The organism is Bradyrhizobium sp. KB893862 SZCCT0404 (assembly GCF_018130885.1).
Lineage (GTDB): Bacteria > Pseudomonadota > Alphaproteobacteria > Rhizobiales > Xanthobacteraceae > Bradyrhizobium > Bradyrhizobium stylosanthis.
In genome coordinates this window covers 39,917-66,879 of sequence record NZ_JAFCLT010000010.1, presented here as the reverse complement: position 1 = coordinate 66,879, position 26,963 = coordinate 39,917, and the positions used below count along the sequence as shown (strand labels likewise).

At 66.4% G+C, this 26,963-nt stretch carries 26 protein-coding genes; 8 read left to right on the top strand and 18 right to left on the bottom strand.

Annotation, left to right across the window (positions count from 1 at the left end):
* Positions 1–12 precede the first annotated feature (12 nt).
* The gene (locus tag JQ617_RS32140; protein ID WP_212029851.1) at positions 13–1,209 is read right to left on the bottom strand and encodes a CaiB/BaiF CoA transferase family protein; all 1,197 of its coding nucleotides are present in this window, start codon (positions 1,207–1,209) and stop codon (positions 13–15) included.
* Positions 1,210–1,392: 183 nt separating this feature from the next.
* On the opposite strand from JQ617_RS32140, the gene glgA reads away from it, so the two are divergent.
* Positions 1,393–2,808, top strand: a complete 1,416-nt coding sequence (gene glgA, locus JQ617_RS32135) for a glycogen synthase GlgA (RefSeq protein ID WP_212029850.1) — start codon at positions 1,393–1,395, stop codon at positions 2,806–2,808.
* A 307-nt stretch (positions 2,809–3,115) separates the two neighbouring features.
* Here glgA and JQ617_RS32130 read toward each other — a convergent pair whose 3' ends face one another.
* Both JQ617_RS32130 and JQ617_RS32125 read right to left on the bottom strand, forming a co-directional pair.
* Positions 3,116–4,066 (bottom strand): oxygenase MpaB family protein, encoded by a 951-nt coding sequence (locus tag JQ617_RS32130; RefSeq protein WP_212029849.1) that lies wholly within the window; start codon positions 4,064–4,066, stop codon positions 3,116–3,118.
* Between the two features lie 71 nt (positions 4,067–4,137).
* Positions 4,138–5,286, bottom strand: a complete 1,149-nt coding sequence (locus JQ617_RS32125; protein WP_212029848.1) for a patatin-like phospholipase family protein — start codon at positions 5,284–5,286, stop codon at positions 4,138–4,140.
* 198 nt (positions 5,287–5,484) lie between these two features.
* Between JQ617_RS32125 and JQ617_RS32120 the strand changes: the two genes are divergently transcribed.
* A complete protein-coding gene (locus JQ617_RS32120) occupies positions 5,485–6,372 on the top strand; it encodes a LysR family transcriptional regulator (protein WP_212029847.1) in 888 nt (295 codons plus the stop codon).
* A 171-nt stretch (positions 6,373–6,543) separates the two neighbouring features.
* Here the strand turns inward: JQ617_RS32120 and JQ617_RS32115 are convergent, their stop codons facing one another.
* On the bottom strand, positions 6,544–7,260 hold the full coding sequence (locus JQ617_RS32115; protein ID WP_212029846.1) for a peroxiredoxin-like family protein: 717 nt from the start codon (positions 7,258–7,260) through the stop codon (positions 6,544–6,546).
* An 80-nt stretch (positions 7,261–7,340) separates the two neighbouring features.
* Positions 7,341–7,625 (bottom strand): hypothetical protein, encoded by a 285-nt coding sequence (locus JQ617_RS32110; protein ID WP_145663994.1) that lies wholly within the window; start codon positions 7,623–7,625, stop codon positions 7,341–7,343.
* Positions 7,626–7,859: 234 nt separating this feature from the next.
* Between JQ617_RS32110 and JQ617_RS32105 the strand changes: the two genes are divergently transcribed.
* Together JQ617_RS32105 and JQ617_RS32100 are read left to right on the top strand one after the other, a co-directional pair.
* Positions 7,860–8,339, top strand: a complete 480-nt coding sequence (locus JQ617_RS32105) for a cupin domain-containing protein (RefSeq protein ID WP_212029845.1) — start codon at positions 7,860–7,862, stop codon at positions 8,337–8,339.
* Between the two features lie 104 nt (positions 8,340–8,443).
* Positions 8,444–9,646, top strand: coding sequence for an MFS transporter (locus JQ617_RS32100; RefSeq protein ID WP_212029843.1), 1,203 nt, complete (start codon positions 8,444–8,446; stop codon positions 9,644–9,646).
* Here the strand turns inward: JQ617_RS32100 and ccoS are convergent.
* From ccoS to JQ617_RS32050, 10 genes are all read right to left on the bottom strand, one after another.
* Positions 9,643–9,810, bottom strand: a complete 168-nt coding sequence (gene ccoS / locus JQ617_RS32095; protein ID WP_063691453.1) for a cbb3-type cytochrome oxidase assembly protein CcoS — start codon at positions 9,808–9,810, stop codon at positions 9,643–9,645. The two genes, JQ617_RS32100 and ccoS, sit on opposite strands and share 4 nt — an antisense overlap.
* A complete protein-coding gene (locus JQ617_RS32090) occupies positions 9,810–11,999 on the bottom strand; it encodes a cation-translocating P-type ATPase (protein ID WP_212029841.1) in 2,190 nt (729 codons plus the stop codon). The genes ccoS and JQ617_RS32090 overlap by 1 nt, the downstream gene beginning before the upstream one ends.
* Before the next feature lie 11 nt (positions 12,000–12,010).
* On the bottom strand, positions 12,011–12,496 hold the full coding sequence (locus tag JQ617_RS32085; RefSeq protein ID WP_212029839.1) for a FixH family protein: 486 nt from the start codon (positions 12,494–12,496) through the stop codon (positions 12,011–12,013).
* Positions 12,497–12,511: 15 nt separating this feature from the next.
* Positions 12,512–13,978: a cytochrome c oxidase accessory protein CcoG gene (ccoG, locus tag JQ617_RS32080; protein WP_212029837.1), complete on the bottom strand. Its 1,467-nt coding sequence runs from the start codon at positions 13,976–13,978 to the stop codon at positions 12,512–12,514.
* A 111-nt stretch (positions 13,979–14,089) separates the two neighbouring features.
* Entirely contained in the window at positions 14,090–14,962 is an 873-nt protein-coding gene (gene ccoP, locus JQ617_RS32075; protein WP_212029835.1) for a cytochrome-c oxidase, cbb3-type subunit III, read from the bottom strand.
* 6 nt (positions 14,963–14,968) lie between these two features.
* A complete protein-coding gene (locus JQ617_RS32070) occupies positions 14,969–15,133 on the bottom strand; it encodes a CcoQ/FixQ family Cbb3-type cytochrome c oxidase assembly chaperone (RefSeq protein ID WP_063691463.1) in 165 nt (54 codons plus the stop codon).
* A 13-nt stretch (positions 15,134–15,146) separates the two neighbouring features.
* Positions 15,147–15,881: a cytochrome-c oxidase, cbb3-type subunit II gene (gene ccoO, locus JQ617_RS32065; RefSeq protein WP_063691465.1), complete on the bottom strand. Its 735-nt coding sequence runs from the start codon at positions 15,879–15,881 to the stop codon at positions 15,147–15,149.
* A gap of 10 nt (positions 15,882–15,891) precedes the next feature.
* Entirely contained in the window at positions 15,892–17,541 is a 1,650-nt protein-coding gene (gene ccoN, locus JQ617_RS32060; protein WP_212029833.1) for a cytochrome-c oxidase, cbb3-type subunit I, read from the bottom strand.
* A 359-nt stretch (positions 17,542–17,900) separates the two neighbouring features.
* Positions 17,901–18,326, bottom strand: a complete 426-nt coding sequence (locus tag JQ617_RS32055) for a CBS domain-containing protein (RefSeq protein WP_212029831.1) — start codon at positions 18,324–18,326, stop codon at positions 17,901–17,903.
* Positions 18,327–18,364: 38 nt separating this feature from the next.
* A complete protein-coding gene (locus tag JQ617_RS32050) occupies positions 18,365–19,198 on the bottom strand; it encodes a universal stress protein (protein ID WP_212029826.1) in 834 nt (277 codons plus the stop codon).
* 207 nt (positions 19,199–19,405) lie between these two features.
* Here JQ617_RS32050 and fixL point away from each other — a divergent pair, with 207 nt between their 5' ends.
* From fixL to JQ617_RS32030, 4 genes are all read left to right on the top strand, one after another.
* Positions 19,406–20,923 carry a sensor protein FixL gene (gene fixL / locus JQ617_RS32045; protein WP_212029825.1) on the top strand — a complete coding sequence of 506 codons (1,518 nt, stop codon included), beginning with the start codon at positions 19,406–19,408 and terminating at the stop codon, positions 20,921–20,923.
* Between the two features lie 3 nt (positions 20,924–20,926).
* A complete protein-coding gene (gene fixJ / locus JQ617_RS32040; protein ID WP_212029824.1) occupies positions 20,927–21,544 on the top strand; it encodes a response regulator FixJ in 618 nt (205 codons plus the stop codon).
* Positions 21,545–21,617: 73 nt separating this feature from the next.
* The gene (locus JQ617_RS32035; RefSeq protein ID WP_212029823.1) at positions 21,618–22,040 is read left to right on the top strand and encodes a response regulator; all 423 of its coding nucleotides are present in this window, start codon (positions 21,618–21,620) and stop codon (positions 22,038–22,040) included.
* A 103-nt stretch (positions 22,041–22,143) separates the two neighbouring features.
* Positions 22,144–22,842, top strand: a complete 699-nt coding sequence (locus JQ617_RS32030; protein WP_212029822.1) for a helix-turn-helix domain-containing protein — start codon at positions 22,144–22,146, stop codon at positions 22,840–22,842.
* Positions 22,843–22,877: 35 nt separating this feature from the next.
* Here the strand turns inward: JQ617_RS32030 and JQ617_RS32025 are convergent, their stop codons facing one another.
* From JQ617_RS32025 to JQ617_RS32015, 3 genes are read right to left on the bottom strand one after another with little or no spacing between them, the layout of a single operon-like run.
* On the bottom strand, positions 22,878–24,197 hold the full coding sequence (locus JQ617_RS32025; protein ID WP_212029821.1) for an MFS transporter: 1,320 nt from the start codon (positions 24,195–24,197) through the stop codon (positions 22,878–22,880).
* Positions 24,198–24,220: 23 nt separating this feature from the next.
* Positions 24,221–24,724 carry a PRC-barrel domain-containing protein gene (locus JQ617_RS32020; protein WP_212029820.1) on the bottom strand — a complete coding sequence of 168 codons (504 nt, stop codon included), beginning with the start codon at positions 24,722–24,724 and terminating at the stop codon, positions 24,221–24,223.
* Between the two features lie 19 nt (positions 24,725–24,743).
* Positions 24,744–26,948 carry an amylo-alpha-1,6-glucosidase gene (locus JQ617_RS32015; RefSeq protein ID WP_212029818.1) on the bottom strand — a complete coding sequence of 735 codons (2,205 nt, stop codon included), beginning with the start codon at positions 26,946–26,948 and terminating at the stop codon, positions 24,744–24,746.
* Positions 26,949–26,963: the final 15 nt, after the last annotated feature.

Genomic DNA, 26,963 nt, shown 5'->3' with positions numbered 1-26,963 from the left:
GGCGCGTGTTGCTTAATGTGTCGCGGCTGTTTTGCCTGTCGGAATTGACGTCTCCTCCGCGCGGCCGATCTCGTCGCGCAGCGCATCCGTATGCTCGCCGAGCGCGGCCACCGTCTGGGCGGGCGTCGTGTCGGCGCCGGACATCCGGAACGGTACGTTGAGCACCCTAAACGAGCCGCCCTCGTCCCGCACTTCGGACAGCGCCTGCCGATGCGCAAGCTGCGGATCGGCCAGCGCCTCGGAGACGCTGCGATAGGCGGAGGCCGGGACGCCGGCAGCGCTGAGCGCCAGGAGGCATGCATCGGTCGACAGCTGCCGCGACCAGACCTCGACGCCGTCCATCAACTCGGCCCAGTTCTCGCGGCGCGGGGCGTAGGCGGCGAAGCGCGGATCGGAAATCCATTCGGGGCGGCCGATCACCCCCATCAGCGCCTGAAAGGTCTTCTCGCTGGCGACCGTGATCATGACATAGCCGCTCGCCGACTCGGTCGGGCCGAACATCGGGCGCGGCGGCGGCGTCACCGCGAATTGAGCGCTCTGCAATTCGGTCAGCGTCAAGGTCAGCATCGATTCCAGCATGGAGACGTCGATGTGCTGGCCGAGCCCGGTCACGCTGCGCTGATAGAGCGCCGAGGCGATCGCGCCGAAACCGTAGGTGCCGGTGAGGACGTCGGCATGGTAGATGCCGCAATAGTCCGGCCGGCTGCGTCCGGGCTGGTAGGCGAGATGCGCCATATCGTAGCCGGAGGCGGCGTGGATCACCGGCGCATAAGCCGGCAGCTCGGCCGAGGGGCCGGTCTGGCCGTAGCCGGAGATCGAGCAGTAGATCAGCTTCGGATTGACCGCGCGCAGCCTGTCATAGTCGAGCCGCAGCCGGTGCATCACGCCGGGGCGGAAGTTCTCGACCAGGATGTCCGACGTCGCGGCCAGCCGGCGGACCGTCTCCCGGCCCTCCTCGGACTTGAGGTCGAGCACCAGGCTCTTCTTGCCGACATTGAGCTGGCCGAACGCGGTGCTGCAGCCCTTGCGCAGCGGCGGGCGGGTCCGCATCGTCTCGCCGCCGTCGGTCTCGATCTTGATGACCTCGGCGCCCATGTCGGCCAGCATCCGCGCGCAATGGGGGCCGGCGATGGTGGTCGAAAAATCCAGCACCCGCAGGCCCGCGAAGGCCTTTGTCGTCGTGCGTTCGTGCTTATCTGATAGCGGCATCCCCGGCGGTCCCCTAGGAACGATCAACGTTCTCTGTTGTTGGTGCGCCGACCCTAGAGGGCGGCGACTGAGTAGGAAAGTCTTTACCGAACGAACGCGTCTCGCGGGCAGGCTGAGATTTCCAGGGGCAACTGGACCCGATCTTGCATAGCAGCAATCGGGATCGGAAGAGGGCAAGCGTTCTTGAGGGTCTTGTTCGTCACGACAGAGATGGACGACTTTGTCCGCGTCGGCGGACTCGGCGCCGTTTCCGCCGCCCTCCCCCGCGCGCTCCGCAGCTTCGCCGATATCCGGATCATGCTGCCCGGCTATCGCGACATCATCGAGCAACTCACGCATATTCAGGTCGTTGGCCGCTGCCCCGCCTTCGCGGAGATGCCCGCCTGCTCGCTCGGCCGTGCCGCGACCAAGGACGGTCTGCCCGTCTATGTGCTGTTGTGCTCACAGCTCTACGACCGGCCCGGCAACCCCTATGGCGACGAGTCCGGGCGCGACTGGCCCGACAACGACATCCGTTTCGCGCGCTTCGCCTCGGCAGCCGCTGAGCTGGCCATGGGCAAGGTGGACAAGAATTGGGCAGCGGACCTGGTCCATGCCAACGACTGGCAGGCCTCGCTCGTGCCGGCCTATCTCGCCTGGCGCGGCGCCAGGCTGCCGTCGATCCTGACCATTCACAACCTTGCCTATCAGGGCCTCTTCCCGAAGGAGGCGCTGCGGCGGATCGGCGCACCGGAGAGCTCCTTCCATATCGACGGCGTCGAGTTCTACGACCAGCTCTCCTTCCTCAAGGCCGGGCTCGTCTACGCCTCGCACCTCACCACCGTCAGCGGCACCTATGCGCGGGAGATCACCACGGCCGAGTTCGGCTGCGGCCTGGAAGGGCTGCTTCGGCTCCGCTCGGACGCGGCCGAGCTCACCGGCATCCTCAACGGCATCGACGAGAGCTGGGACCCGCGCTACTGTGCCCAGCTCGCCCAGCAATTCGGCGCCGGCGACTGGGTCGGCAAGAAGGCCAATGCGGATTATGTGCGCAAGCAGTTCGGCCTCGCGGTCTCGCGCGGCCCGATATTCGCGATCGTCGCACGCCTCGTGCATCAGAAGGGCATCGATCTCGTGCTATCGGCGGCCGACGAGATCGTCGATGCCGGCGGGCAGATCGTGGTCACCGGCTCCGGCGAGCCGGCGCTCGAGCAGGCACTGATCGACGCGCATCGCCGCCGTCCCGACGCCATCGGCGTCACCATCGGCTTCAACGACGCCCAGGCGCGGCGCATCTTCGCGGGCAGCGATTTCACGCTGATGCCGTCGCGGTTCGAGCCTTGCGGCCTCAGCCAGATGTACGCCCAGCGCTTCGGCTCGCTGCCGATCGGCCACCAGACCGGCGGCCTTGCCGAGACCATCACCGACGGCGAGACCGGCTTCCTGTTCTCAAGACCCTCGCACGAATCCTTCCTCGGCGGCGTCCGCCGCGCCTTCGAGGCCTTCATGGCCCAGGACCAGCTCGACACCATGCGCCGCAGCGCCATGGGCCGCTCGTTCTCCTGGAGCATCTCGGCAGGGAGCTACAGCGCGCTGTACCGGAAGCTGGCCTCGGCGTGAGGCCGGGGGGCGTTGCGCTTCCTCGTTCTCCGTCTTTGCGAGCGCAGCCCTTACCACCGTCATTGCGAGGAGCGAAGCGACGAAGCAATCCAGACTGCCTCCGCAGTGACAGCCTGGATTGCTTCGCTACGCTCGCAACGACGGATGTGGAAGCAGCGCGCGCCTCACCCCGCTCTCGTGCCCCGGACGCAGCGCAGCGCGTCGCCCCTGCGACGTGGTGCGCTGCTGAGCCGGGGCCCACGTCTCAACCACGCTCCAGCGCTGCGCGCTGCAGCGCGTCCGGGACACGGATGATAGATTTGGGCTCTCACCCCTTCCCGCGCACGTCCATCTGCGGCCGGCCGATCCAGGCGCGGTTGAGGCAGCGGGTCATCCAGTCCGGCTGCACCTCGCCGCGCAGCCGTGCCTGCGCCTCCTGATAGGGTCCGACATAGCGCAACCGGTCGGATAGTTTCGGATAGACGCGCCTGATCCATCTCAGCGCGTTGTCGGCAGCCTTCCTGTCACGCGCATCGAGCTCGAATCCGAAACCGGCGCGCAAGCGGTCCGGCAGCAGGCTCGCCGTGAGCGCGCGATACCATCGCGGCGGCCGGAGCCACGGACGCGCGCCGCCAAAAATCTGCGCGGCGATTTCACGCGCGGCAGGGCTGACGGTCAGCGTCTCCGATTGCGCCATCGCGCTAGTGTAATCTGCAAAGCCGGCCCAGTCCGCCGGCAGGTCGTCCGCCGTCAATCCGAACAGCGCGCCAAACGTCCGGCTCTCGGTCCAGTAACGTTCGCGCTCCTCGGCGCCGAGCGGCCGCAGAACCAGGTCGTGCGCCATCAGCGCGGTCTCGACCAGCGTGGCGTGAACCCAGCGCAGCGACGGGATGTCGTTGGCGAAGTAGCGCGAGCCGGCCGCGAACGGGCCGACCGTCTCGGGCATCGTGCCGACAATCATGCCGTGGCGCCGGTGCAGTTGCCGCGAGGACAGCAAGGCACGGTCGAGCGAGCCGAACACCATCGCGAAGACGATGTCGAAGGTGCGATGAAAGCGGCCGATCGGATCGGCAAAGGTCTTGGAGTGCTCGGCGATGGCGGCGGCGACCCAGGGATGGGCCAGTTGCAGCAGCAGCGCTCGCCCGGCGCCGAGGAAGATGACGGCTTCGCGGTCGATCCGCCAGGTCGCGGTGTCAGGACCGAACACGCCGGCGACCGGTCCCGCCGCGCGCGCGCGGACCTGGTCGAGGGCGGCTTCAAGGTCGTTACCGGACACCATTGGCATGGCCTTCGACTGTGGCGGACGGCCGAAGATCCGCAAGGCCTGTGGCAATTCGATGAAGGCCGGCCCTATTCCGCCGCCATCGGCATCTCGTCGATATGCTCGTGCAGCACCACGCCGGCGAGCGGATCGAATTCGCCGATCCACGGCTTGCGCGCCAGCACCGATCGCGTGTGCGCGTAGCCCGCATGCCAGCGCCGCGTGATGCCTGTCGGACTGAAATCGATGTCCTTGGTATGGGTCTCGTGCTCGAGCTGCGGCGCCAGGAGCCGCACCACATGCATGCGGGTCGGGCAGCCATAGCTCATCAGCTCCATGACTGCGGGATCGGTGCGCTCGCCCTCGGGGAGCCGCGCGGCGAGCTGGTTGATGACATGGCGCAGCCGATGGGCCTGCTGCTGCCGCACGATCTGGCTGGCGATGCGGCTGGAATATTGCACGTCCTTGTGCCGGTTCATCACCTCCGCCATCGTGGTCGGCTCGGGCCCGACGGGATTCCACAGATGCACGGAGAAGATCAACGAATCCCGGCGCGGATTGTCGTCGAAGACCGCTTCCGTCGGCGTGTTCGACAGGATGCCTCCGTCCCAATAGAGCTCGCCGTCGATACGCACGGCCGGAAAGGCCGGCGGCAGCGCGCCCGACGCCATCACATGCTTCACCGTCAGCTCGCCGTCGCGGCTGTCGAAATAGCGCATCTCGCTGGTGCCGACATGTGCCGCACCGACCGTCAGGCGCGGCGCGCAGCGATTGGCCAGATCGAAATCGACCAGCTCGCTCAGCGTCTTTTCCAGCGGCGCGGTGGAGTAATAGCCGGCGTGATCGGCGCCGAGCGGATAGGAATCGCCAACATGCGCCAGCGGATTGGGCCGGAAAAAGCCCGAGATGCCGTGAGTGACGGTCGACCAATAGGCCAGCTTCTCGTTGAAGCCGGGAAACGCGGCGCGCCAGTCCCAGACCGGCTGCTGCTCCATCCGCTTCCAGAACTCCCTCAAGCGTGCCAGCCGGTGCTCCGGCGCATTGCCCGCGATGAGGCTCGCATTGATGGCGCCGATCGACGTGCCGATGATCCAGTCCGGCTCGATGCCGGCCTCGTGCAGCGCCTGGTAGACGCCGGCCTGGTACGAGCCGAGCGCGCCGCCGCCCTGGAGCACGAGAACGACCTGCCCCGGCAGGTCCGTACCCTTACGCTGCAAATTGTCCTGCATGCCGCTCATGTCTCGCTCCTGTCGAGCCCTGTGGTTACCATTCGTCGGGCGCAAGGCCATTGTTACATTCTGCCGTTCTCGGCGATTGTCGGGCCTTTTGGAAATGCCGGCTGGCTTCCATAACCATACGCATGCGCTATCGCGCCCGGGATGTCATTCCCTGTCCGGATCGGCTAGATTCCGGTCGATCCTGCTGGGAGCCGATCCATGGAAATGCACCAGGTCCGCTATTTCCTCGCGGTGGCGCAGCTGTTGAATTTTACCCGCGCCGCCGAGGAATGCAACGTGACGCAGCCCTCGCTGACGCGCGCGATCAAGCAGCTCGAGGCCGAGCTCGGCGGCGACCTGTTCCGCCGGGAGCGACCGGCAGCGCAGCTGACCGAACTCGGCCAGCGCATGCATCCGCTGCTGAAGCAATGCTATGACGCCGCCACCGGCGCGCGCTCGCTCGCCTCCTCATTCAGGAGCGGCGAGATCGGCGCGCTGCGCATCGCGCTGACACATTCGATCGACCTGGCGCTGCTCATTCCCCATCTCAACGAGATCAGGCGGCAGTTCAACCGGCTCGAGCTGCGCTTCCTGCGCGGGACCAGCCGCGAGGTCGGCGATTTCCTGAAGAAGGGCGAAGCCGAGCTCGGCATCGCCGCCGAGATCGACGAAGCCTGGGACCGGCTCGACGTGTGGCCGCTGTTCACGGAAGGCTTCGATCTCGTCGTCAGCAAAGCGCACCGGCTCGCCGGGCACGACACGATCGAGCCGGACGATCTGCGCGCCGAGCAAATGCTCGGCCGGACCTATTGCGAGCATTCCCGCCGTATCTCCGCCAGCCTGCGCGAGCACGGGATCGATGTCGATCACGGTCACGAGATCTCGAGCGAGCGCGACCTGATCGAGCTGGTCGAAGCCGACATCGGCATCGCCATGGTGCCCCACACCTCGCCGGTGCCGGAGACCCTCAAGCGCACCGCGGTCACCGGTCTCGATGCACGCCGCACCGTCAGCCTTTACGGCGTCGCCGGCCGGCAGCGAACGGCCGTCGCCAATGCGGTGATGCGGATGCTGCGCGGGGCGGACTGGCGGGAGATTGCGGGGTAGCGCGTGCTGCTTACCCTCTCCCCTTGCGGGAGAGGGTGGATCGGCGCAGAGCGGCGAGACGGGTGAGGGGTATGTTTCCGCAAATGTCGACCTGAGTTTGAGGAGACATACCCCTCATCCGGCGCTTCGCGCCACCTTCTCCCGCAAGGGGAGAAGGGAAGAAGGCCAAGCTCAATTCTCCCGGCTCGCGCCCTCCAGGGCCGCGAGCAGATCATCGATCTCCATGCGCTTGCGGAAATCCGGATCGACGAAGCGGGCCTTGACGATCCCGTCGCGGCCGACGACGAACACGGCCGGGATCGGCAGCATCCAGCCGTCATTGCCGTGGAATTTCGCCATATCCTGATAGGACAGCAGGCCCTGGATCTCGGCGCCGAGCCAGATCGCGAGATTGAGCGACAGCGCATAGCCGTTGTCGAGATCGGTCAGGATAGGAAACGGCGCGCCGGAATCATCTGTGAGCTGCCGGGCATATTCCTGCGTCTCCGGCATGATCGCGACGATCTGCGCGCCGACCTCCTTGATGCGATCCTGGGCCTGGACCACGGCGCGGACATTGAGCCGGCAGTAGGGACACCAGTGGCCGCGAAAGAACATCACCGCGACCGGGCCGTGCGCCAACAGCGCAGGCAGCGCGACGAGACTTCCGCCTTGATCCGGCAGCATGAAGGGCGGCATCGCATCGCCCGGCTGCGGCGCGGTCTCGCCGCCGCCATTGCCGCTCAAGCGGGTCACCAGACGATCGACCGCCTCGCCATAGGCCGGAAACACCTGACGGCTGGCGTCGGCATAGGCGCGCAGCTGCTCGTTCAGCGTCCCCTCCATGTCGCGGCAGCGCTGGAAGGCGAGCCTCAGTCGATCGGCGTCGGCTGGTGAGAGAGACGTCATCTTCCGCTCCCGCAATTGGGGCTCAATTCTAGGTTCCGGATCCGGCCGCCCGCAAGGGCGGCCGTTGCGCGAAGGCCGGTTCAGTTCACGTAGAAATTGCCGGTGGGATCGAGCCGGCCCGACGTGGAGTACAGCGTGCCGTTGTCCATGAAGAAGACGGTGTTCTCGGGCACCTTCTTGGCGTTCTTCATCATGGCCTCGTGGTTCTTCTCGGCCGGGGCCATGGCCATCGCCGACATCTTGCCCGGCCCGCCATAGACATAGGCCATGCCGGCCTTCATGTCCCAGGCGGCTTCCGAGAAGGCCGAGGTGGCAATCACCGCAAAGGCGGCAGTGAAGATCAGGGTCTTGGACACTTTCGTCATGGGATGCTCCGGATTGACGTGAACGCCCGCCAATCGGGCGCCCTGTCATCGGACGACGGATGTCCTCAAAACGGAAATGCCCATGCCCAATCGGTTCGATAGCCGGCGCGCATCGACATAGCGCTACGCTATCGCATCGAAAGCAAACCGGCATTTCAGAATGGCCACGGTCTCGACGAAGCTCCTGCCATAGCCGGCGGCCATCACGGTTGCGGCCAACACAGGAGACTGTTCATGTCCAGGCATCTCGCAGGGTCGCGCGTGGTTTTGGCAGGCGTTGCCGTTCTCGGCACGCTCACATTTGCGACGCCGGTCTTCGCCGGCGAGTGTCCCGCCGGCAAGCTGAAGCCGAACGCGCAGCAGATGGTCGACTACAAGCCGGTCGGCGTCACCGACGTCACGCTCGGCGCGATCGATCTCGGCAAGCAGCCGGCCCACATCGAGGGCCGCGAACTGCGCTTTCGCAAGCTGACCATCGAGCCCGGCGGCATCGTACCCTGGCACAGCCATGACGACCGCCCTGCCCTGATCTTCGTGCAGCAGGGCGAGATCGTCGAATACGCCTCCAATTGCGTCGACCCGATCGTGCACAAGGCCGGCGACATCCGTCCCGAAGTCTATGGCACCTCGCACTGGTGGAAGAACCTCGGCAAGGAGACCGTCATTCTCTATGTCGGCGACGTCCGCAAGGATCCCAACGACCATCACATGTAACGAGCGCGCCTCCAGCCCCAGCGCATCGTTGCCGGGTGTGGCGCCCGGGATCCCCCGTGCTGCCCGCATGCCGGGCGCCACATTCCTCAAGGGACAATCACGCCATGACCGATCTTTCCGCGCCCATCAGACTGTCCGCCATGACGATGGAGGCGCATTCGCCGGGTCTCGCGCTCCGCTCGCTCGTGATCGGCCTCACCGCATTCCTGACCGTCGTCGACCTGTTCGCGACGCAGGCGATCCTGCCTTCGCTGACGCGGCACTACGGCGTCACACCGGCAGCGATGGGTTTTGCGGTCAACGCCAGCACCTTCGGCATGGCGGCAGCCAGCCTCGTCGTCGGCTTCTTCAGCCCGCACATCAAACGGCGGACCGGCATCCTGCTCAGCCTGACGTTGCTGGCGATCCCCACCAGCCTCTTGGCATCCGCACCAAATCTTGCCGTCTTCACCGCCTTGCGCGTCGCGCAGGGCCTTTGCATGGCGTCCGCCTTCGCGCTCACCCTTGCCCATCTCGGCGAGCAATGCAGCGCCACGGACGCCGGTGGCGCGTTTGCCGCCTACATCACCGGCAACGTCGCCAGCAACCTCGTCGGCCGGCTGATCTCGGCGGCGGTCGCCGACGGCCTTGGCCTTGCCTGGAACTTCTATTTGTTCGCGGCGCTCAACCTGGCGGGCGCGGTGCTGGTTCATTTCACCATCGGACGCGTGCAGCCGATGCAGGCGATGATGCCGGCGACATCGCCGCTCGCCGCCACCATCGCGCACTGGCGCAATCCACGCCTGCGCGCCGCCTACGGCATCGGCTTCTGCATCCTGTTCGCCTTCATTGGCACCTTCACATTCGTGAATTTCGTGCTGGTCCGGCCGCCGCTGTCGCTGGGCATGATGGATCTCGGCCTCGTCTATGTCGTCTTCCTGCCCTCGGTCGTGACGACGCTCCTGGCCGGCAAGGTGGCCGCGCGGCTCGGAACGCGGCCCACGATATGGAGCTCGCTCGCTGTCGCAGGCGTTGGCCTGCCGCTGATGGTGGCACCGCATCTCGGCGAAGTGCTCGCCGGCATGGTCATGGTCGGTGTCGGCACCTTCTTCGCGCAGGCCGCCGCGACTGGCTTCGTCGGACAGGCGGCGACCGACAACCGCGGCATCGCCAGCGGGACCTATCTAGCGTGCTACTTCTGCGGCGGGCTGGTCGGCACCGCCGTGCTCGGGCGGCTGTTCGACAGTTTCGGCTGGCCCGCCTGCGTCGCGGGCGTCGGCGCGGCCCTCGCAATAGCAGCCTTGCTGACCTTCGCCTTGAAGCGTTAGCGCTTGACCGGAGCTTCCTGCGGCGGGTCGTCGTCGGCGATGGCGCGCCAGGCAGCGCCGTCGAGATCATCGTACTGGCCGCTGCGGAGCGACCACAGGAAGGCAACCAGGCCTGCCCCTCCCAACATCAAGGCCAGCGGCACCAGAATAACCAGGATCTCCATCACACGATCTCCCGCGAGGTGCGTGCCCGAAGTGAATTCAGCATGACCAGGATCGACGATCCGCTCATGGCGGCCGCGGCGATCAAGGGCGTCACGACGCCGCTGATCGCAACCGGCACGGCGAGGACGTTGTAGCCGATCGCGAGCCAGAGGTTCTGCCGCATCAGGTGCAGCGCCTTGCGCGAAGCATCGATGGCGGCGACCACGGGCGCCAGCGGGCGGCCGAGGAACACGAGGTCGGCGGTGGCCTGGCTGAGATGCGCGGCCGAGATCGGCGACATCGAGACATGGGCGGCCGCCAGCGAAGGCGCATCGTTCATGCCGTCGCCGACCATCAGCACCTTCATGCCGCGCCGCTTCAGCTCCTCGATCCGCGCGATCTTGTCGGCCGGCGTGACGCCGGCGCGCCATTCGGGAATGGACAGGGCATGCGCCGCCGCCTTCACCGCCGGCTCGCGGTCGCCGGAGAGGATCTCGATGCCGATGCCGCGCGCCTTCAGCGCCGCGATCACGGCCTGCGCATCCGGGCGCAGGCCCTGGCGCACCGAAAGGATGAACTTCTCGCTGCCCTTGCTGAAAGCCACGATGGAGGCTTCGGGATCGAGATCGTCGGTCAGCCCGACCAGCCCCTCGGCACCGCAGAACGACGGACGGCCAAGACGGATCTCGACACCATCCACGGTCGCACGCACGCCCTGCCCGGCGTCCTCGATCGCACCGACGATGGGCGATCTGGCACCGGCAGCCTGTGCGACCGCAGCGGCCACCGGATGATGGCTCGACAGCGCGAGGCGCCCGGCGAGCTCGAAGATGTCGGCGGGGATATCGGCTGCGTTCATTACTTCGAGATCGGGCAGCGTCAGCGTGCCGGTCTTGTCGAAGATGACATGATCGGCTTCCGCCAGCCGCTCAATCGCATCGCCCGCATTGAGCAGCACGCCTGCCCTGAACATCGCGCCCGCCGCGACCGTCTGCACCGTCGGGATCGCGAGCCCGAGCGCGCAGGGACAGGTGATGATCAGCACGGCGACACCGGTCACGATGGCATCGTGCCAGCCTGCCCCCGCGATGACCCACCCGAGAATGGTCAGAAGTGCCGTCGCATGCACCACCGGTGCATAGAGCCGCGAGGCGCGGTCGGCGAGGCGCATGTAGCGCGAGCGGGCGGCAAGCGCGTGGTCGAGCAGCCGCGTGATCTCCGCGAGCAGCGTCGCCTCCGAGGCCGCCGAGACCCGCACGCGCAGCGTGCCGGAAATGTTCATCGATCCCGCATAGACCGCCGTGCCCTGCCCGGCCGTGACATAGAGCGTCTCGCCTGTGATCAGGCTCTGGTCGATCTCGGAGCGGCCTTCGATCACGGTACCGTCCACCGCACAGCGCTCGCCGGGGCGCAGCAGCACGATGTCGCCGGGATGGATCGCTGCGACCGGCACCTGCGAGATCTCGTCGGGCCCGATGAACTTGGCTGCGGTCTCTGCCTTCAGCGCGGCGAGATTGCCGGCCACGGCGCGCGTCCGGCGCCGCATGCTCTGGTCGAGGTAGCGGCCGACCAGCAGGAAGGTCAGCAGCATGATCGCCGCGTCGAAATAGGCGTGCTCGGCGTGGTGGAAGGTCTCGACCACGGACATGCCGAGCGCCAGGATCACGCCGATCGAGATCGGCACGTCCATGTTGGTCGTCTTCGCCGACAGCGCGCGCCAGGCCGACCGAAAGAACGGCTGGCCGGCATAGGCCGCCGCCGGCAGCGCGATCAGCGCCGAGAGCCAGTGAAAGAAGTCGCGCTGCTCCGGCAGCATGTCCGAGACGTTGCCCGACCAGACCGGGATCGACAGCATCATCACGTTCATGGTGGCGAACGCGGCGACGCCGAGGCAGCGCAGCAGGAAGCGGGATTCGGCGACCTCGGCCTCCTCCGCGCTCTCGGTCTCGAACGGATAGGCCTTGTAGCCGAGCTCCTCAAGCCGGTCGATGAACCGGCCGGCATCGAGCGTGCCCGCCTTCCACTCCAGCGCGACCCGGCGGTCGGTGAGGTTCACGCGCGCCAGCGTGACATCGGGAATGGACGACAGGCCGCGCTCGATCTTCGCCATGCAGCCGGCACAGTGAACGCCCTCGACCGCGAGATCGATGTGCTGAAGGCCCTCGCCTGCGCTGCGGATATAGTGGGAGAAATCGCGCGTTACCTGCATGACCACATCCCTCAGTTCAGGATCACACGGTTGCGCGAGAGGAACACGCGCGTCCCCCGCGCCTCGCCCTCGATCACCAGATCCCACTGGCCCGGGGCGACGGACGCGGCATTGCCGCGATAGACGCCGATGCCGGCTTCCGCGAGCTCGACCTGGAGGTCGGCGCGCTTGTCGGTCGGCCGCTCCAGGCGTCCGCCGAACTTCAATCCGGCGAGCGGCTGCCCGCTCGCATCGCGCGCCTCGACCTGGATCGCGGCGCCGCCATCGGTGCGGCGCTCGATATGGGCGTTGACCTGCCATTTGCGCGCAGCCTGGTCCTGTGCCGCCGAGATCTCGCGGTCGTAGGTCAGGCCCGCCGCATAGGGGCTGTCGACATCAGTGCCGGGCAGCGTCGCGATCGCGAGCTTCATCATGGTCACGTTGACGCCGATGACGAGGCCGAAGAAGGCGACCAGCATCAGGAACACCTTGGTTCCGGTCAGCGGCTTGGATGCCATGGCTCTCTCCTGGTCTTACGGCGCGACGAAATTGTCGGTGGCGGTGGCGACTTCCCCGAGGCCGATATCGGTGACCTGGAAGCGCACGGGCATCGACTTCTCGGGGTTGCTTTCCGCCGGCGCGGTGACGAGCAGCCTGAGCTCGCTGGTGGAGTCGCGCGGAATCACGATCATCGGCCGGTCGGGCGTCACCGAGTCGACGCCGATGACGTGGACCGACAAATTCGCCGGGCCGTGGGCGTCGATGGCGATGACGCGATCATAGCCGCTCTTGTTCAGCAGCCGCACCGTGTAGGCGTTGCGGATCGAGCCGTCGCTGAGCCTGACCGCGACCGGATTGCGGTCGTGCAGCACGTTGACGTCGAGCAGGCTACGGGTCGCCAGCGTATAGATCATGAAGCCGCCGACGACGGCGATGATCGCGCTATAGGCGATGGTACGGGGCCGGACCATGCGGTAGACTGGCGCCTTGCCTTCCTGGCGGCGCTGGATGTTGATGTCGTTGTCGTAGCCGATCAGCCGCTTCGGCCGGCCGATCTTCTCCATCACGTTGTCGCAGGCATCGATGCAGAGCCCGCACTGGATGCATTCCATCTGCGGTCCGTTGCGGATATCGATACCGGTCGGGCAGACCGCGACGCACTGGTAGCAATCGACACAGTCGCCGACATGCTCGCCGAGCGCGCGCAGCTCGGCCGCCTTCTTGACCGAGGTGCGCTTCTCGCCGCGGTCGTAGCGGTAGGTGACGTTGAGCGCCCATTCGTCGGTGAGCGCCGCCTGGATCCGCGGCCACGGGCACATGTAGGTGCAGACCTGCTCGCGCATGAAGCCGGCGAGCAGATAGGTCGTCGCGGTGAGGATGCCGATCCAGATATAGGCGATCATCGGCGCCTGGAAGGTCACGAGCTCCTTCACCAGCGTCGGCGCGTCGTTGAAATAGAGCACCCAGGCGCCGCCGGTCCACCAGGCGATCATCAGCCAGATCGAGTGCTTGAGCACGATCTCGGAGATGCGCTCGAGATTCATCGGGTCGGACGATTTGTCCTTCTTCATCCGCTCGCGCCGGTCGCCCTCGACGAGGCGTTCGACGGCGTAGAACAGGTCGGTCCACACCGTCTGCGGGCAGAGATAGCCGCACCAGATGCGGCCGCCCACGGAGTTCATCAGGAACAGCGCGACGGCGGCGACGATCAAGAGGCCCGTGAAGTAATAGACCTCCTGCGGCCACAGCTCGATGAAGAAGAAATAGAAGCGGCTGTTGGGAAGGTCGATCAGCACCGCCTGGCTGGGCGCACCGAGGCCGCGATTCCAGCGCACGAAGGGCAGGAAGTAGTAGACGCCGAGGCAGAACGCCATCAGGCCCCATTTGATCCGGCGAAAGGTGCCGTGGGTGCTTTGGGGATAGACCTTCTTGCGGGCTGCGTAGAGCGGCCCGTAGTCGTCGTCCGATGTGAGTTCGTTCGGGTTCACGGTCTTGTTCATCGCTTGAGGCAACTCGAAAAGGTGCGATTAAACCTAGACCCGACGCGCGTGCGTCGTTTGATCCAGCTCAAGCGGGGGCAATTTGTCCACCCCCGCCCTGTTTTCGTTCGGCTATTTGCCGCCGCCCAGCGAGTGGACGTAGACCGCCATCGCCTTGATGGTGGCCGGATCGAGCCGCCCTTCCCAGGCCGGCATGACCCCGGCGCGGCCCTGGCCGATGGTCTCGATCAGGGAGGCCTCGTCCGAGCCGTAGAGCCAGATCTTGTCGGTCAGGTTCGGCGCGCCGAGCTCCTGGTTGCCCTTGCCGCCGTCGCCGTGGCAGGCGACGCAGTTCTCGGCGAAGATCTTCTCGCCCTTGGCGGCATCGAAGCCCTTGCGGGTCGGAAGGCCCGACAGCGAGCGCACGTAATTGGCGACCGTGACGATCTCGTCGGGCTTCAGCACCCCGTCCTTGCCGAAGGCGAGCATCTGGCCTTCATGCGTCTTGGCGTGGCCCGAACGTGCGCCGAACTGGATGGTCTGCATGATCTGGTCGAGCGTGCCGCCCCACAGCCAGTCGTCGTCGTTCAGGTTCGGAAAGCCCTTGGCGCCGGCGCCGCCCGAGCCGTGGCACGGCGCGCAATTGTCGCCGAACACGGTCCTGCCCTTGGCGCGGGCAAGCGCGAGCAGAGCCGGATCCTTCTCGATGTCGGCGAGCGAGGCCGCGCCCAGCGCCGCCATCTTGTCACCGCGGAGCGCCTCGAGATTGGCGAGCTCCACCGCGAGGCTGGCGCGCGTCGAGTAGCCGAGCAGCCCGGTCGTATTGCTGGAGATCAGCGGCCAGGCCGGATAGACGATCCAGTAGCCGATCGACCAGATGATGGTGAGATAGAAGCTGATCACCCACCAGCGCGGCAGCGGCGTGTTGAGCTCCTTGATGCCGTCCCATTCATGTCCGGTCGTGGACTTTCCGGTGACGGTATCGACTTCGCTATGATCGGTCATGGTCTCTCACTCCTCCCGCAACGGCAGGTGAGCTGCTTCGTCGAATGCAGCCTTGTTACGGGGCCAAAATGCGTAGGCGATGATCGCGAGAAAGATCGCGACGAACACCGGCGTCCAGATCGTCGTCACGAGCTCGGACGCAAGATTGTGGACTGTCAGGATAGCTTTCATCGTTCGTGCCTTCTCAGCGAAGATTGGCTTTCTCGTTGTAGATCTTGAAGTCGACCAGCGTGCCGAGCATCTGCAGGTACGCAATCAGCGCGTCCATCTCGGTCGGCGTGCCGGTCTTGCCGTCGAAGTTGCGCACCACGGCCTTGGCGTAGCGCTTGGTGAAGGCGTCGGAGCCGGCATTGTCAGGATCGGCCTGGGCCTTCAGGTCGGCGCCGGCGCTTGCGATCTGGTCGTCGGTGTAGGGAACGCCGACCGCCCTCAGCGTGCGCATGTGGTCCGCGATGGTGTCCGGATCCACCTCGTTCTGGCTGAGGAACGGGTAGCCCGGCATCACCGATTGCGGCACGATCGCGCGCGGGTTGGTCAGATGGGTGACGTGCCAGTCGTCGGAATATTTTGCGCCGACGCGGGCAAGGTCGGGACCGGTGCGCTTGGAGCCCCACTGGAACGGATGGTCGAACATGCTCTCCGCGGCGAGCGAGAAGTGGCCGTAGCGCTCGACCTCGTCGCGCAGCGGGCGGATCATCTGCGAATGGCAGAGATAGCAGCCTTCGCGGACATAGACGTTGCGGCCCGCAAGCTCCAGCGGCGTGTACGGCCTGACGCCGTCGACCTTCTCGATCGTGCTCTTGAGGTAGAACAGCGGGGTGATCTCGACGAGACCGCCGATCGCGATCACCAGCAGGATGCCGACGATCAGGATGATCGAGTTCTTTTCGAAGATTTGGTGGCGTGTCCAGAACGACATGGGAAGCTCCTCATTCCGCCGGCTGGAGCGCGACGGGCATCTGGACTTCCTGCTCGCCGACGCGAACGGTCATCCAGAGATTGTAGGCCATGATCAGCGCGCCGATCAGGAACAGGCCGCCGCCTGCGGCGCGGATGATGTAGAAGGGGTGCATCGCCTCGACGGTCTCGATGAAGGAATATTCGAGGAAGCCGAGCGAGGTGTAGGCGCGCCACATCAGGCCCTGCAGGATGCCGGACACCCACATCGCCGAGATGTAGAGGACGATGCCGAGGGTCGCGATCCAGAAGTGCCAGTTGACGAGCTTGAGGCTGTAGAGGCCCTTGCGGTTCCAGGCCCACGGCACCAGGCAGTACAGCGCGCCGAAGGAGACGAAGCCGACCCAGCCGAGCGCGCCGGAGTGCACGTGGCCGATGGTCCAGTCGGTGTAGTGGCTGAGCGAGTTGACCACCTTGATCGACATCATCGGACCTTCGAAGGTCGACATGCCGTAGAAGGCGACGGAGACCACCAGCATGCGCAGCACGGGATCGGTGCGCAGCTTGTCCCAGGCTCCCGACAGCGTCATCAGGCCGTTGATCATGCCGCCCCAGGACGGCATCCACAGCATGATCGAGAAGGTCATGCCGAGCGTCTGCGTCCAGTCGGGCAGCGCCGTGTAGTGCAGATGGTGGGGACCGGCCCAGATGTAGAGGAAGATCAGCGCCCAGAAATGGATGATCGACAACCGGTAGGAATAGATCGGCCGTTCGGCGCGCTTCGGGATGAAGTAGTACATGATGGCGAGGAAGCCGGCGGTCAGGAAGAAGCCGACCGCGTTGTGGCCGTACCACCATTGGAACATCGCATCCTGGATGCCGCCCCAGGCGACATAGGACTTCGAGCTGAAAGCCGAGACCGGAAGCGCGGGATTGTTGCCGAGATGCAGCACGGCGATCGTCACGATGAAGGCGAGGTAGAACCAGTTCGCGACGAAGATATGCGGCTCCTTGCGCTTGATGATCGTGGCAAGGAAGACGAGGAGGTAGACGACCCAGACGATGGTCAGCCACAGATCGGCGTACCATTCCGGCTCGGCATATTCCTTCGACTGGGTGACGCCGAGCAGATAGCCGGTGCCGGCGACCAGGATGAAATAGTTGTAGCCGACCACGACGAACCAGGGCGCGAGGTCGCCGGCAAGGCGCGCGCGGCAGGACTTCTGCACGACGTAGAACGACGTGCCGATCAGCACGTTGCCGCCGAAGGCGAAGATCACGGCCGAGGTGTGCAGCGGCCGCAGGCGGCCGAAGCTGGTCCAGGGCAGATCGAAATTCAGCGCGGGCCAGGCCAGTTGCGAGGCGATGATGAGGCCGACGAGGAAGCCGGCGATGCCCCAGAACATCGCCATCACGGCAGTGAACTTGACCGGTCCCATGTTGTAGTTGGGACGCCCGTTGATCTCCGCCGGCGGCAGCGCCGCCGGGCGCTCGAAATAGCGGTTGATGATGACGAACACCGCGGCGAGGCTCGCCGCCGCGCTCAGCGCGGCATGGAAGGCAAAGGGCGCATCGAGCGCCTTGGCCGAGGCGACCACGCAGATGAAGGCGGTGGCTGCGAACACGACGGCCAGGCCGCTTTCACCTGGCGTCATGGATTTGGAGATGGAGGGCTGGCTCATCGCGGATTCTCTTTCGAAAGAACACGGGGCCAGAAACCACATTCACCCTCGCGGGGAATTGATTGAAATCAAGACATGCGTTTGAGTCCTGACTATCGGGGGGCCTTCCTGGGGAGCCCCCGTGTTTCTGCGGAGCCACCCGTTAAAATGCCCTCTCCCCTTGCGGGAGAGGGCAGCGGGGACAGTGCGGCAGCCTTGCTTGGGTGAGGGGTTCTCTCCTCGAACTCTGATCTCAGTTTGTGGAGACAACCCCTCATCCGGCGCCATAGCCGAAGCTCCGCTTCGGCGTTCTCAAGAACGGCGGCCGGAGGCCGCCTACGCCACCTTCTCCCGCAAGGGGAGAAGGAAGAAGGAAAGTCTCACTCCGTCGCCGTCGCCTTGAGCGCGGCAATGACGTCCTCGCGGGCGATGATGCCGGCGAGCTTCTGCGCACCGTCGAGCACGAGGATGCTCCTGATGCGGTGCTCGACCATGATCTGCAGCACGCGCGTCAGGCGCGTGTCGGGGCTGACATAGATGAACTCCGGCGTCATGACGTCGCCGATCCTGCGGCTCATCAAATCGTGGTAGCGCGGCAGCATCTGGTTCGGCGTGAAGGCGAAGCACTTCAGGATGTCGAACTTGGTGACGATGCCGACCACCTGCCCGTCGTCCTCGACCGGATAGGAGTTGAAATCGTCGTTTTCGAACATCTCGCTGAGCGCGAGCAGATCCTGGTCGCGCTGCACCGTCCTGACGTTGCGCGTCATGTAGCCGCTGGCGGTCTGCTCAAGAAATTTGTACACGGCGCGTCCTCCTCGACTAGCTCTCGGCCGACCGGCCGTCAGTGCGACAGCAGCACGCAGCGGCTGGATTGCGTGACAAGATGCTGGGTGACGCCGCCCAGGATCAGCTCGCGAAACCGCGAATGCCCGTAGGCGCCCGCGACGATCAGGCCGGCACCGACGTCGCCGGCGATTTTCTCCAATTGCGCGGCGGCGGTTTCGCTCCGCGCGCCGTCCGCGATGCGCGCGCTCGCCGAGATGCCGTGGCGGGCGAGCCAGGCGGCGACGTCGGTGACACCGGCCATCACGGCCGAGCGGTCGTCGCCCTGCTCGGGGATTTCGACGACGGTGACGTCACCCGCCTTGCGCAGCATCGGCAGCGCGTCGGTCACCGCTCGCCGCGCCTCCGGCGTATCCTTCCAGGCCACCAGCACGCTGCGCAGATCGAGCCAGTCGACGCGGTCGGGAACGACGAGAAGCGGACGTCCGGCCTGCATTACCAGGTCCTTGGGGCTTGCGAGCGCGAATGCGTCGGAGAAGGCCGGGCTCTGCCCGCCGCTGACGACGATGTCGGCGCAGCGTACCTGCGCCAGGACGAACCGCGCCGGAAAATCCATGGCGCTGCGCCACTCCGCGCGGCCGCCGCGATTCTTCATCGCGGTCCGGAATTGCGCCTCCAGCTCGGCCAGCCGCCGCCTGGCGGAGGCTTCGCCCTCCTCGATCAGCCCCTGGGCCTCGGCGCCATCGGTGAAATAGAGCGGCGGGGCGAACTGCGCCGCGGCAACGCCGATGATGGCTGATTCGAATCGCTCGGCGAGCTCGCCCGCGACCTGAAGACGCGCCTCATTGGGCTGATCGAGCGCCAGGCTGACCATCACGGTCGCGTATGTCATTCGGAATTCTCCGCACGGAAGTGAACCGGCGCGAAATCTAGCCTCGCCGGCGCGAGGCAGGATGAGCTAGATCAAATCGCCGGTGTCGGGTTGCGGGAAATCCGCCAATGGAATCAGACATCCGAACTTGCCTCGGGCCCGCCCATGGGCGAAATTGCCGCCATGTTCGCGGGGCCAGGCCTGCGGGCCGAAACTGGGAGTCACCGCTTGTCGCCGACCCGCGTAACGCATCCGCCAGACGATGGTCGCGGCGAGCATTTCCGGGTCCGGATTGAGGGATTCGGCGTCGGCACCTGGGATCTCGACCTTGCGACGCGGGAACTGGACTGGTCGGACACGGCCAGGAGCCTGCTCGGCATCGCGCCGGATCAGCCGCCGAGCTACGACCTCTTCCTGTCGCGGCTCGAGCCGAGGGATCGCGCGCGCGTGGACAGCGCGATCGCGCGCGTCTGCGAGCGGGGCGGCGGGCTCGACGTGTCCTTCAAGGTCGCAGGCGCCTCCAACGGGGGTCAGTGGATTCGCGCGCGGGCGGGGGTCATTCGCGACGACGCCGGCGCAGCGCGTCATCTCAGCGGCATCTTCCTGGACATCGACGAGGAGAAGCAGGTCGAGGAGGCCTTGCGCACGCGCGAGAGCCACCTTCGCTCCATCCTCCACACCATTCCCGACGCCATGATCGTCATCGACGGCCACGGCATCATCCAGCTGTTCTCGACCGCCGCCGAGCGGCTGTTCGGCTGGTCCGAGCACGAGGCGATCGGCCAGAACGTCAACATCCTGATGCCGGAGCCCGACCGCTCCCGGCACGACAGCTACATCGCACGCTACCGCACCACCAGCGACCCACACATCATCGGCATCGGCCGCATCGTCACCGGCAGGCGCCGCGACGGCACCACCTTCCCGATGCACCTGTCGATCGGCGAGATGCAATCCGGCGGCGAGCCCTATTTCACCGGCTTCGTCCGCGACCTCACCGAGCACCAGCAGACCCAGGCGCGGCTGCAGGAGCTGCAATCCGAGCTGGTCCACGTCTCCAGGCTGAGCGCCATGGGCGAGATGGCGTCCGCGCTCGCGCACGAGCTCAACCAGCCGCTGGCGGCGATCAGCAACTACATGAAGGGCTCGCGGCGGCTATTGGCCGGCAGCGCCGACCCGAACACCCCGAAGATCGAGAGCGCGCTGGACCGCGCCGCCGAGCAGGCGCTGCGGGCCGGCCAGATCATCCGGCGCCTGCGCGACTTCGTCTCCCGCGGCGAATCCGAGAAGCGGGTCGAGAGCCTGTCCAAGCTGATCGAGGAGGCCGGCGCGCTGGGCCTCGCCGGCGCGCGCGAGCAGAATGTGCAGCTCCGCTTCAGCCTCGATCCGGAGGCCGATCTGGTTCTCGCCGACCGGGTGCAGATCCAGCAGGTCCTGGTCAATTTGTTCCGCAACGCGCTGGAGGCAATGGCGCAGTCGCAGCAGCGCGAGCTCGTCGTCACCAACACCCGCGCCGGCGACGACATGATCGAGGTCGAGGTCTCCGACACCGGCAGCGGTTTCCAGGACGACGTCATTCCCAATCTGTTTCAGACCTTCTTCACCACCAAGGACACCGGCATGGGCGTGGGACTGTCCATCAGCCGCTCGATCATCGAGGCTCACGGCGGGCGCATGTGGGCCGAGAGCAACGCATCGGGCGGGGCGACATTCCGCTTCACCCTCCCGGCAGCCGACGAGAGTTGATCCATGACGACCAAAGGACATGTCTACGTCATCGACGACGACGAGGCGATGCGGGACTCGCTGAACTTCCTGCTGGATTCCTGCGGCTTCGGCGTCACGCTGTTCGACAGCGCGCAGGGCTTCATCGACGCCCTGCCCGGCCTCGCCTTCGGCTGTGTCGTCTCCGACGTGCGCATGCCGGGCCTCGACGGCATCGAGCTGCTCAAACGCATGAAGGCGCAGCAGAGCCCGTTTCCCATCCTGATCATGACCGGGCACGGCGACGTGCCGCTCGCGGTCGAGGCGATGAAGCTCGGGGCCGTCGACTTCCTGGAGAAGCCGTTCGAGGACGATCGCCTCACCACCATGATCGAGACCGCGATCCGCCAGGCCGAGCCCGCGGCCAAGAACGAAGCGGTGACGCAGGACATCGCCGCCCGCGTCGCGTCCCTGAGTCCCCGGGAGCGTCAGGTCATGGAAGGGCTGATCGCAGGCCTTTCCAACAAGCTGATCGCTAGGGAATACGACATCAGCCCGCGCACCATCGAGGTGTACCGGGCCAACGTCATGACCAAGATGCAGGCCAACAGCCTCTCGGAGCTGGTCCGCCTCGCCATGCGCGCCGGCATGCTCAACGATTGAGCCGGGCGGGCTTGAGGCAAATCGACTTGAGGCAAGTCAAGGCGGTTGCCCCCGCACGTGCTAGCCAGTCAGAATGATCGAGATTGGCTCGCACCCTCAGCGGCTCCCAATGGCGGCACCGGCAAAGCCCACTGTCTACGTGGTCGACGACGATGCCGCCGTGCTGGGCTCCCTGCAATTCCTGCTTGAAACCGACGGCTTTGCCGTGCGGACCTTCAGGAATGCGACGGCGCTGCTCAATGCCGCCGGCGCGCTGGCTGCGGACTGCTACGTGATCGACTACAAGATGCCCGACATCAACGGCATCGAGCTGGCCGGCCGGCTGCGGCAGTCGGACGGCGCGACCCCGGTGATCCTGATCACCGGCTATCCCGACGTGAACATCTCGGCCCGGGCGGCGGCCGCGGGCGTCAAGGACGTGATTTTGAAGCCGCTTCTGGACGAAAACCTGGTCAAACGCATCCGCCACGCCATCCAGGATCGCCGCGGCAACTGACCTACGGGAATCTACGTAGGTAAACGTCCTTAAGATAACGCGCGAAATTTCCGGATTGCGCAAACCCGCGTAGCAATGCTCCATCACAACGGAGATGGCGCAGATGCTGACCCAGACGCTCAAGACCCAGGCGATCAACACGGAAGTCCGTGGCAAGGTTGTTCCTGCCCACCCCGTTTCCGACCAGTTCGGCGCGATCACCGGCCATGTCGGCCTCGTCGCCACCGAGTTCTCCTACCGCAAGGACGAGGAGATCTATGGCGAGGACGAGCCGGCCGAATACGTCTACCAGGTCGTGTCGGGCGCGGTGCGCAGCTACAAGCTTCTGTCCGACGGCCGCCGCCAGATCGGCGCCTTCCATCTTCCCGGCGACGTGTTCGGCCTCGAATCCGGCCCGACCCACCGCCTCGCTGCCGAAGCCATCATCGACACCAATGTGCGCCTCGTGAAGCGCGCCAGCCTCGAAAAGGCCGCCGGCACCGACGTGCAGGTCGCCCGCAAGCTCTGGGCCATGACCGCCTCCGAGCTGCGTCACGCCGAGGACCACATGCTGCTGCTCGGCCGCAAGACCGCGATGGAGCGTGTCGCGACCTTCCTGCTCGAAATGGATCGCCGCCTCGCGGTTGCCGGCATGATGGCGCTGCCGATGTGCCGCCGCGACATCGGCGACTATCTCGGCCTCACGCTCGAAACCGTCTCGCGCGCGCTGTCCCAGCTCCACACCCAGGGCATTCTCGGCTTCTCCGGTGCCCGCCAGATCGTGCTGCGCAACCGGGCGCGCCTGCACAATCTCGACGCCTGAATTTCCTCCCCACTGACTTGGCCGGCTGAATTCGTTCAGCCGGCCATTTCTTTTGGCGCGGTCATGCTGGTGCGCCGGGTCTCCGGCATCACCAGCAGGATCAGCAGCAGGCCCATCGCCGCGACGCCGGACAGCCCGATGAAGGCCGTGGCGTTGCCGAACTTGTCGCTGACATAGCCGCCGAGCGCCGTGCTCAGCGACGCGCCGATGCCGGTCGCGGTGCCGACGATGCCCTGCGCCAGGTTGAAATGGCCGCTGCCGAAGGCGACGTCGGCGACGATCAGCGGAATCATCACCGCGAACACCGCCGCCGTGATGCCGTCGAACACCTGCACCGCGACCAGCAGATAGGGATCGCGCACGGTCGCGAACAGCAGGCCGCGGATCGTCAGCGCGGCGAAGCCGATCAGCAGCAGCGGCCGGCGGCCCCAGAGTTGCGCCTTGCGCCCGACCGTCGGCGACAGCAGCGCCACGATCGCCTGGGGCACGACGATGCAGAAGGCGACGAGCACCGTCGCCCACTGGCTCGACCGCGCCGTCACGGCGCTCGCCATCAGCGGCATCATCGCGGCGTTGGCAAGCTGCAGCAGCATCACGCTGAGCGCGAACACGATGAGCGGCCGCTGCCGGACCAGGTGCCAGAGATTGGTATCGCCGCGATCGGCCGATTCGCGGGGCATTTCGCCATGGCAGCGCGCGATGTCGACCTCCTGCTCGCGGATGCGCGAGAGTGCGATCAGGGCCGGGATCGTGAGCAGGAAGGTGACGAGGAAGACCGAGCGGCTCGACAACAGATATCCGGCCGTACCCATCACGGCGGCGGCGACGCCGTTGCCGAGCGAGGCAAAGCGCGCATTGCGGCCGAGCCGTTCGCCGATCGCGAGCGGGCCGACGAGGCCAAGGCTGATCGCCGCGATCGCCGGTCCCAGCACGCAGCTCGCCGCCGCATGCAGGGTCGCGGCGGCCACCACGACCGGGAAGACCGGCATGGCCGCATAGGCGAGCGCGCAGACGCCGATGGTCGCAATCGCAAGCGCTGCGACCAGCCGCTCGGATTTGGCCGCGTCGATGATCGCCCCACCCGGCATCTGCCCGATTAGGCCGACGATGCCGCCGATCGACAGCACGAGGCCGATCTGCCCCTGCGTCCATTTCTCCGTGGTCAGATAGACCGCGATGAAGGGGCCGAAGCCGGTCTGCACGTCGGCAAGGAAGAAGATGAACCAGTCGAGGCCGCGCAGGCTGCGGCGCGACGGCGCCGGGATGCCGCCGGCCGACAGCGCCGCGACGTTGTCCTGCTCAACGCGGCGCGCTCGTTCCTCGGCGGCAGGGTTCGGCTTGCTTGACAACAGCACCAGCGGCCATCCCTCCCCGCGCCTCACTGTATCGCTTGCAGCGGTTGCAGGCTGCCGGACGCGCCGAGCACGACGATCGGCGTGTCTTCCTTGTATTCCGGCGCGGCCGCGACCTGCGCCTTGGTCAATTCCAGCGTGATGCTGTCCTTCTTGTTGGCGATCTTGCCGAAGCGCAGCGCGTTCCAGTCCACCACGATCTTGCGGCTGCCGACGCCGAGGAAGCCGCCGAAATCGATCGCCGCCGCGCGCACATGACCTTCGCGATCGACGATGACGTCGACGATGCGGCCCATGTCCTCGTCCGCCGCGCTGCGCACGTCGCGCCCGAGCACGCCGTGGGCATCGCTCGCCCCGATGATGGTGACCGAGGGCGGCGGCGCGGCGTCCTTCGGCGTCACGGGCACCGTCGAAGCCGGCGGCGCTTTTGCCTCGCTCTGCGCTGCGGGCTGATCTTCCGCGGCACGCGTGGCGACCGCCAGGCCTCCGGCAATGGCCACGCCCAGGATCAACGCTCCGATGACACGCATGGTCCCTCCTTGCGCGCCGCTAGCGCGCCAGCACGATCGAGACCTGGATCTGGCCGCGCGTGCGCAACACCTCGAGCGCCACGTCGTCGCCGTGGCGGCTGACGCGCAGATCCACGCTGGACTCCCCGAGGCGCAGATCGCGCAGGATGACTTCGTTCAGGAATGCCGGCAGATGCGGATTGCGCAGGCGGATCTCGCAGCGCGCCACGTCGAACTCGAGACCCAGCGCCGCCTCGAGCAGCGTGAACGGCGTCGCGCTGGCCCAGGCCTGCGGCGCGCAGGCGACCGGGTAGAGCGTCGGGCCGCGCCGCTTCTCGCGCCGGAAGCCACAGAACAATTCGGGCAGGCGCCGCAGATCCATGTAGGTCGCGGCATCGAACAGCCCCTTGAACACATGCGCCACCGAATGCTTGAGGCCGTAACGCGCGAGCCCCAACGCGATCAGCGCGTTGTCGTGCGGCCAGATCGAGCCGTCGTGATAGGACATCGGATTGTACCGAACCTCGCCGACGGCGACGGTGCGGATGCCCCAGCCGGAGAAGAAATGCGGCCGCATCAGGTCGGCGGCCACCAGGCGCGCGCGGTCCTCGCGGATCATGCCGCTGAACAGCACCTGCCCGGCATTGGAGGTCCGCACCTTGCAGGGCCGCTTCTTGCCGTCGAGGGCAAGGGCGTAGGTGCCGAGCTCTTCACACCAGAACGCCTGCTCGAAGCGCTCCGCCAGCGCCTTGGCCTCGGCCTCGAACTTGCGCACGAGGTCGGGCTTGCCGAGCCGCAATGCGCAGCGCGCGGCCAGCAGCTTGGCCATGTAGACGTAGCCCTGGACCTCCGCGAGCGCGATATTGCCTTCCGCGAGCTGGCCATCGGCATGGAAGATCGCGTCGTAGGAGTCCTTCCAGCCCTGGTTGGCCAAGCCCTTCTCGGTCGCGCGCTGATATTCGACGAAGCCGTCCTGATCAGGATCGCCGGGACCGTCGATCCAGGCGAGGCCCGCCTCGATTGCGGGCCATAGCTCGATCAGCGTTGTCTCGTCGCCGGTGCGCTCGAAATAGCTTCCGGCGAGCAGCACGAACAGCGCGGTCGAATCGACGCTGCCGTAATATTGCGCGAACGGCACCTCGCGCAGCGCCGCCATCTCGCCGCCGCGCATCTCGTGCAGGATCTTGCCGGGCGCGGCATCGGCGAGCGGATCGACCGCCTTCGCCTGGAAATGCGCGAGCCGTCTGAGCACGCCCTTGGCGACGCGCGGATCGACCCAGAGCATCTGCAGCGCGGTGATCAGGCCGTCGCGGCCGAACGTCGTCGAGTACCAGGGAATGCCGGCATAGGGATAGCGGCCCTGCGGCGTCTCGGTCATCAGCATGTTGAGGTCGGCCATGGCCTGGCACAGCACCTCGTTGAAGATGTTGTTGGAGGTCTCGATGCTGGCCGCGCCCATGGTCGACTGCCGCATCTCGCGGCGGTGGGCCAGGAGGCCCTGAAAGAAGCGCCCAGGCTTTTCAGACGCCGGCCTGTTGCAGGACACCGCCACGAACAGCGATTTCGCCTGGTGCGGACCGAGCTCGAGCTGCCAGGTGGCCGCATTGACGGAGAGCCGGGTCGGACGCGGGTCGAAATGCAGGGCCGTGGTGCGCTCGGACTCGTCGAGCCCGTGATATTCGAACAGCACGTCGGTCGGGCCCAGCAGCTTGCTCGTGCCGGTGCCGCGGCGCGGACGGCGCTCGCCGCGCACCTCGAACAGGTCGGCGAAGTCGTTGCCGAACAGCAGCGTCAGCTCGAAGCTGGTCGGCCGGTCGCCATGGTTCTGCACGCCGATGCGCTGATAGGCCGAGCCGCGCCACAGGAAGATCGTGCGCACGATGTGCAGCAGGTCCTTCTGCAGCACGAGGCTGCCCTCGCGGTAGATGTCGGGATTGGTCAGATCGACGGTCAGCGCCGAATTGTCGTCGCGCAAATTGGAGCCGAGCAGCAGCGGCTGGAGATCGTTGAGCACGAGCTCCAGCCGGGCGAGATAGCGGGTGTCATGGTGAAACAGGCCGTCCGGCCCGCCGGCCGAGGCGCCGATGTCGCCATGGCTGTCGAGCACGATGAAGGTGTCGTCGTGCTTGAGCGAGCGCCGCGGGCGCGCCGACGGTCCCGTCATCGGGATATAGAACGGCTGCTCCGCGACCTGCTCGACGGTCCGCGTCACGGAGACGAGTTTGGTGACGACTTCGGCGGCCATAAGCTGCTCCCCTGC

Coding starts and splice junctions, on each gene's coding strand:
- JQ617_RS32130 (WP_212029849.1), bottom strand. CDS start 4,066: ATGGTGTCCGGTAACGACCTTGAAGCCGCCCTCGACCAGGTCCGCGCG.
- JQ617_RS32105 (WP_212029845.1), top strand. CDS start 7,860: ATGTCCAGGCATCTCGCAGGGTCGCGCGTGGTTTTGGCAGGCGTTGCC.
- ccoO (WP_063691465.1), bottom strand. CDS start 15,881: ATGTCGTTCTGGACACGCCACCAAATCTTCGAAAAGAACTCGATCATC.
- fixJ (WP_212029824.1), top strand. CDS start 20,927: ATGACGACCAAAGGACATGTCTACGTCATCGACGACGACGAGGCGATG.
- JQ617_RS32125 (WP_212029848.1), bottom strand. CDS start 5,286: ATGAGCGGCATGCAGGACAATTTGCAGCGTAAGGGTACGGACCTGCCG.
- JQ617_RS32120 (WP_212029847.1), top strand. CDS start 5,485: ATGGAAATGCACCAGGTCCGCTATTTCCTCGCGGTGGCGCAGCTGTTG.
- JQ617_RS32100 (WP_212029843.1), top strand. CDS start 8,444: ATGACCGATCTTTCCGCGCCCATCAGACTGTCCGCCATGACGATGGAG.
- JQ617_RS32090 (WP_212029841.1), bottom strand. CDS start 11,999: ATGCAGGTAACGCGCGATTTCTCCCACTATATCCGCAGCGCAGGCGAG.
- ccoS (WP_063691453.1), bottom strand. CDS start 9,810: ATGGAGATCCTGGTTATTCTGGTGCCGCTGGCCTTGATGTTGGGAGGG.
- JQ617_RS32110 (WP_145663994.1), bottom strand. CDS start 7,625: ATGACGAAAGTGTCCAAGACCCTGATCTTCACTGCCGCCTTTGCGGTG.
- JQ617_RS32035 (WP_212029823.1), top strand. CDS start 21,618: ATGATCGAGATTGGCTCGCACCCTCAGCGGCTCCCAATGGCGGCACCG.
- JQ617_RS32070 (WP_063691463.1), bottom strand. CDS start 15,133: ATGAAAGCTATCCTGACAGTCCACAATCTTGCGTCCGAGCTCGTGACG.
- JQ617_RS32140 (WP_212029851.1), bottom strand. CDS start 1,209: ATGCCGCTATCAGATAAGCACGAACGCACGACGACAAAGGCCTTCGCG.
- JQ617_RS32030 (WP_212029822.1), top strand. CDS start 22,144: ATGCTGACCCAGACGCTCAAGACCCAGGCGATCAACACGGAAGTCCGT.
- JQ617_RS32085 (WP_212029839.1), bottom strand. CDS start 12,496: ATGGCATCCAAGCCGCTGACCGGAACCAAGGTGTTCCTGATGCTGGTC.
- JQ617_RS32020 (WP_212029820.1), bottom strand. CDS start 24,724: ATGCGTGTCATCGGAGCGTTGATCCTGGGCGTGGCCATTGCCGGAGGC.
- ccoN (WP_212029833.1), bottom strand. CDS start 17,541: ATGAGCCAGCCCTCCATCTCCAAATCCATGACGCCAGGTGAAAGCGGC.
- JQ617_RS32050 (WP_212029826.1), bottom strand. CDS start 19,198: ATGACATACGCGACCGTGATGGTCAGCCTGGCGCTCGATCAGCCCAAT.
- ccoP (WP_212029835.1), bottom strand. CDS start 14,962: ATGACCGATCATAGCGAAGTCGATACCGTCACCGGAAAGTCCACGACC.
- JQ617_RS32015 (WP_212029818.1), bottom strand. CDS start 26,948: ATGGCCGCCGAAGTCGTCACCAAACTCGTCTCCGTGACGCGGACCGTC.
- JQ617_RS32115 (WP_212029846.1), bottom strand. CDS start 7,260: ATGACGTCTCTCTCACCAGCCGACGCCGATCGACTGAGGCTCGCCTTC.
- ccoG (WP_212029837.1), bottom strand. CDS start 13,978: ATGAACAAGACCGTGAACCCGAACGAACTCACATCGGACGACGACTAC.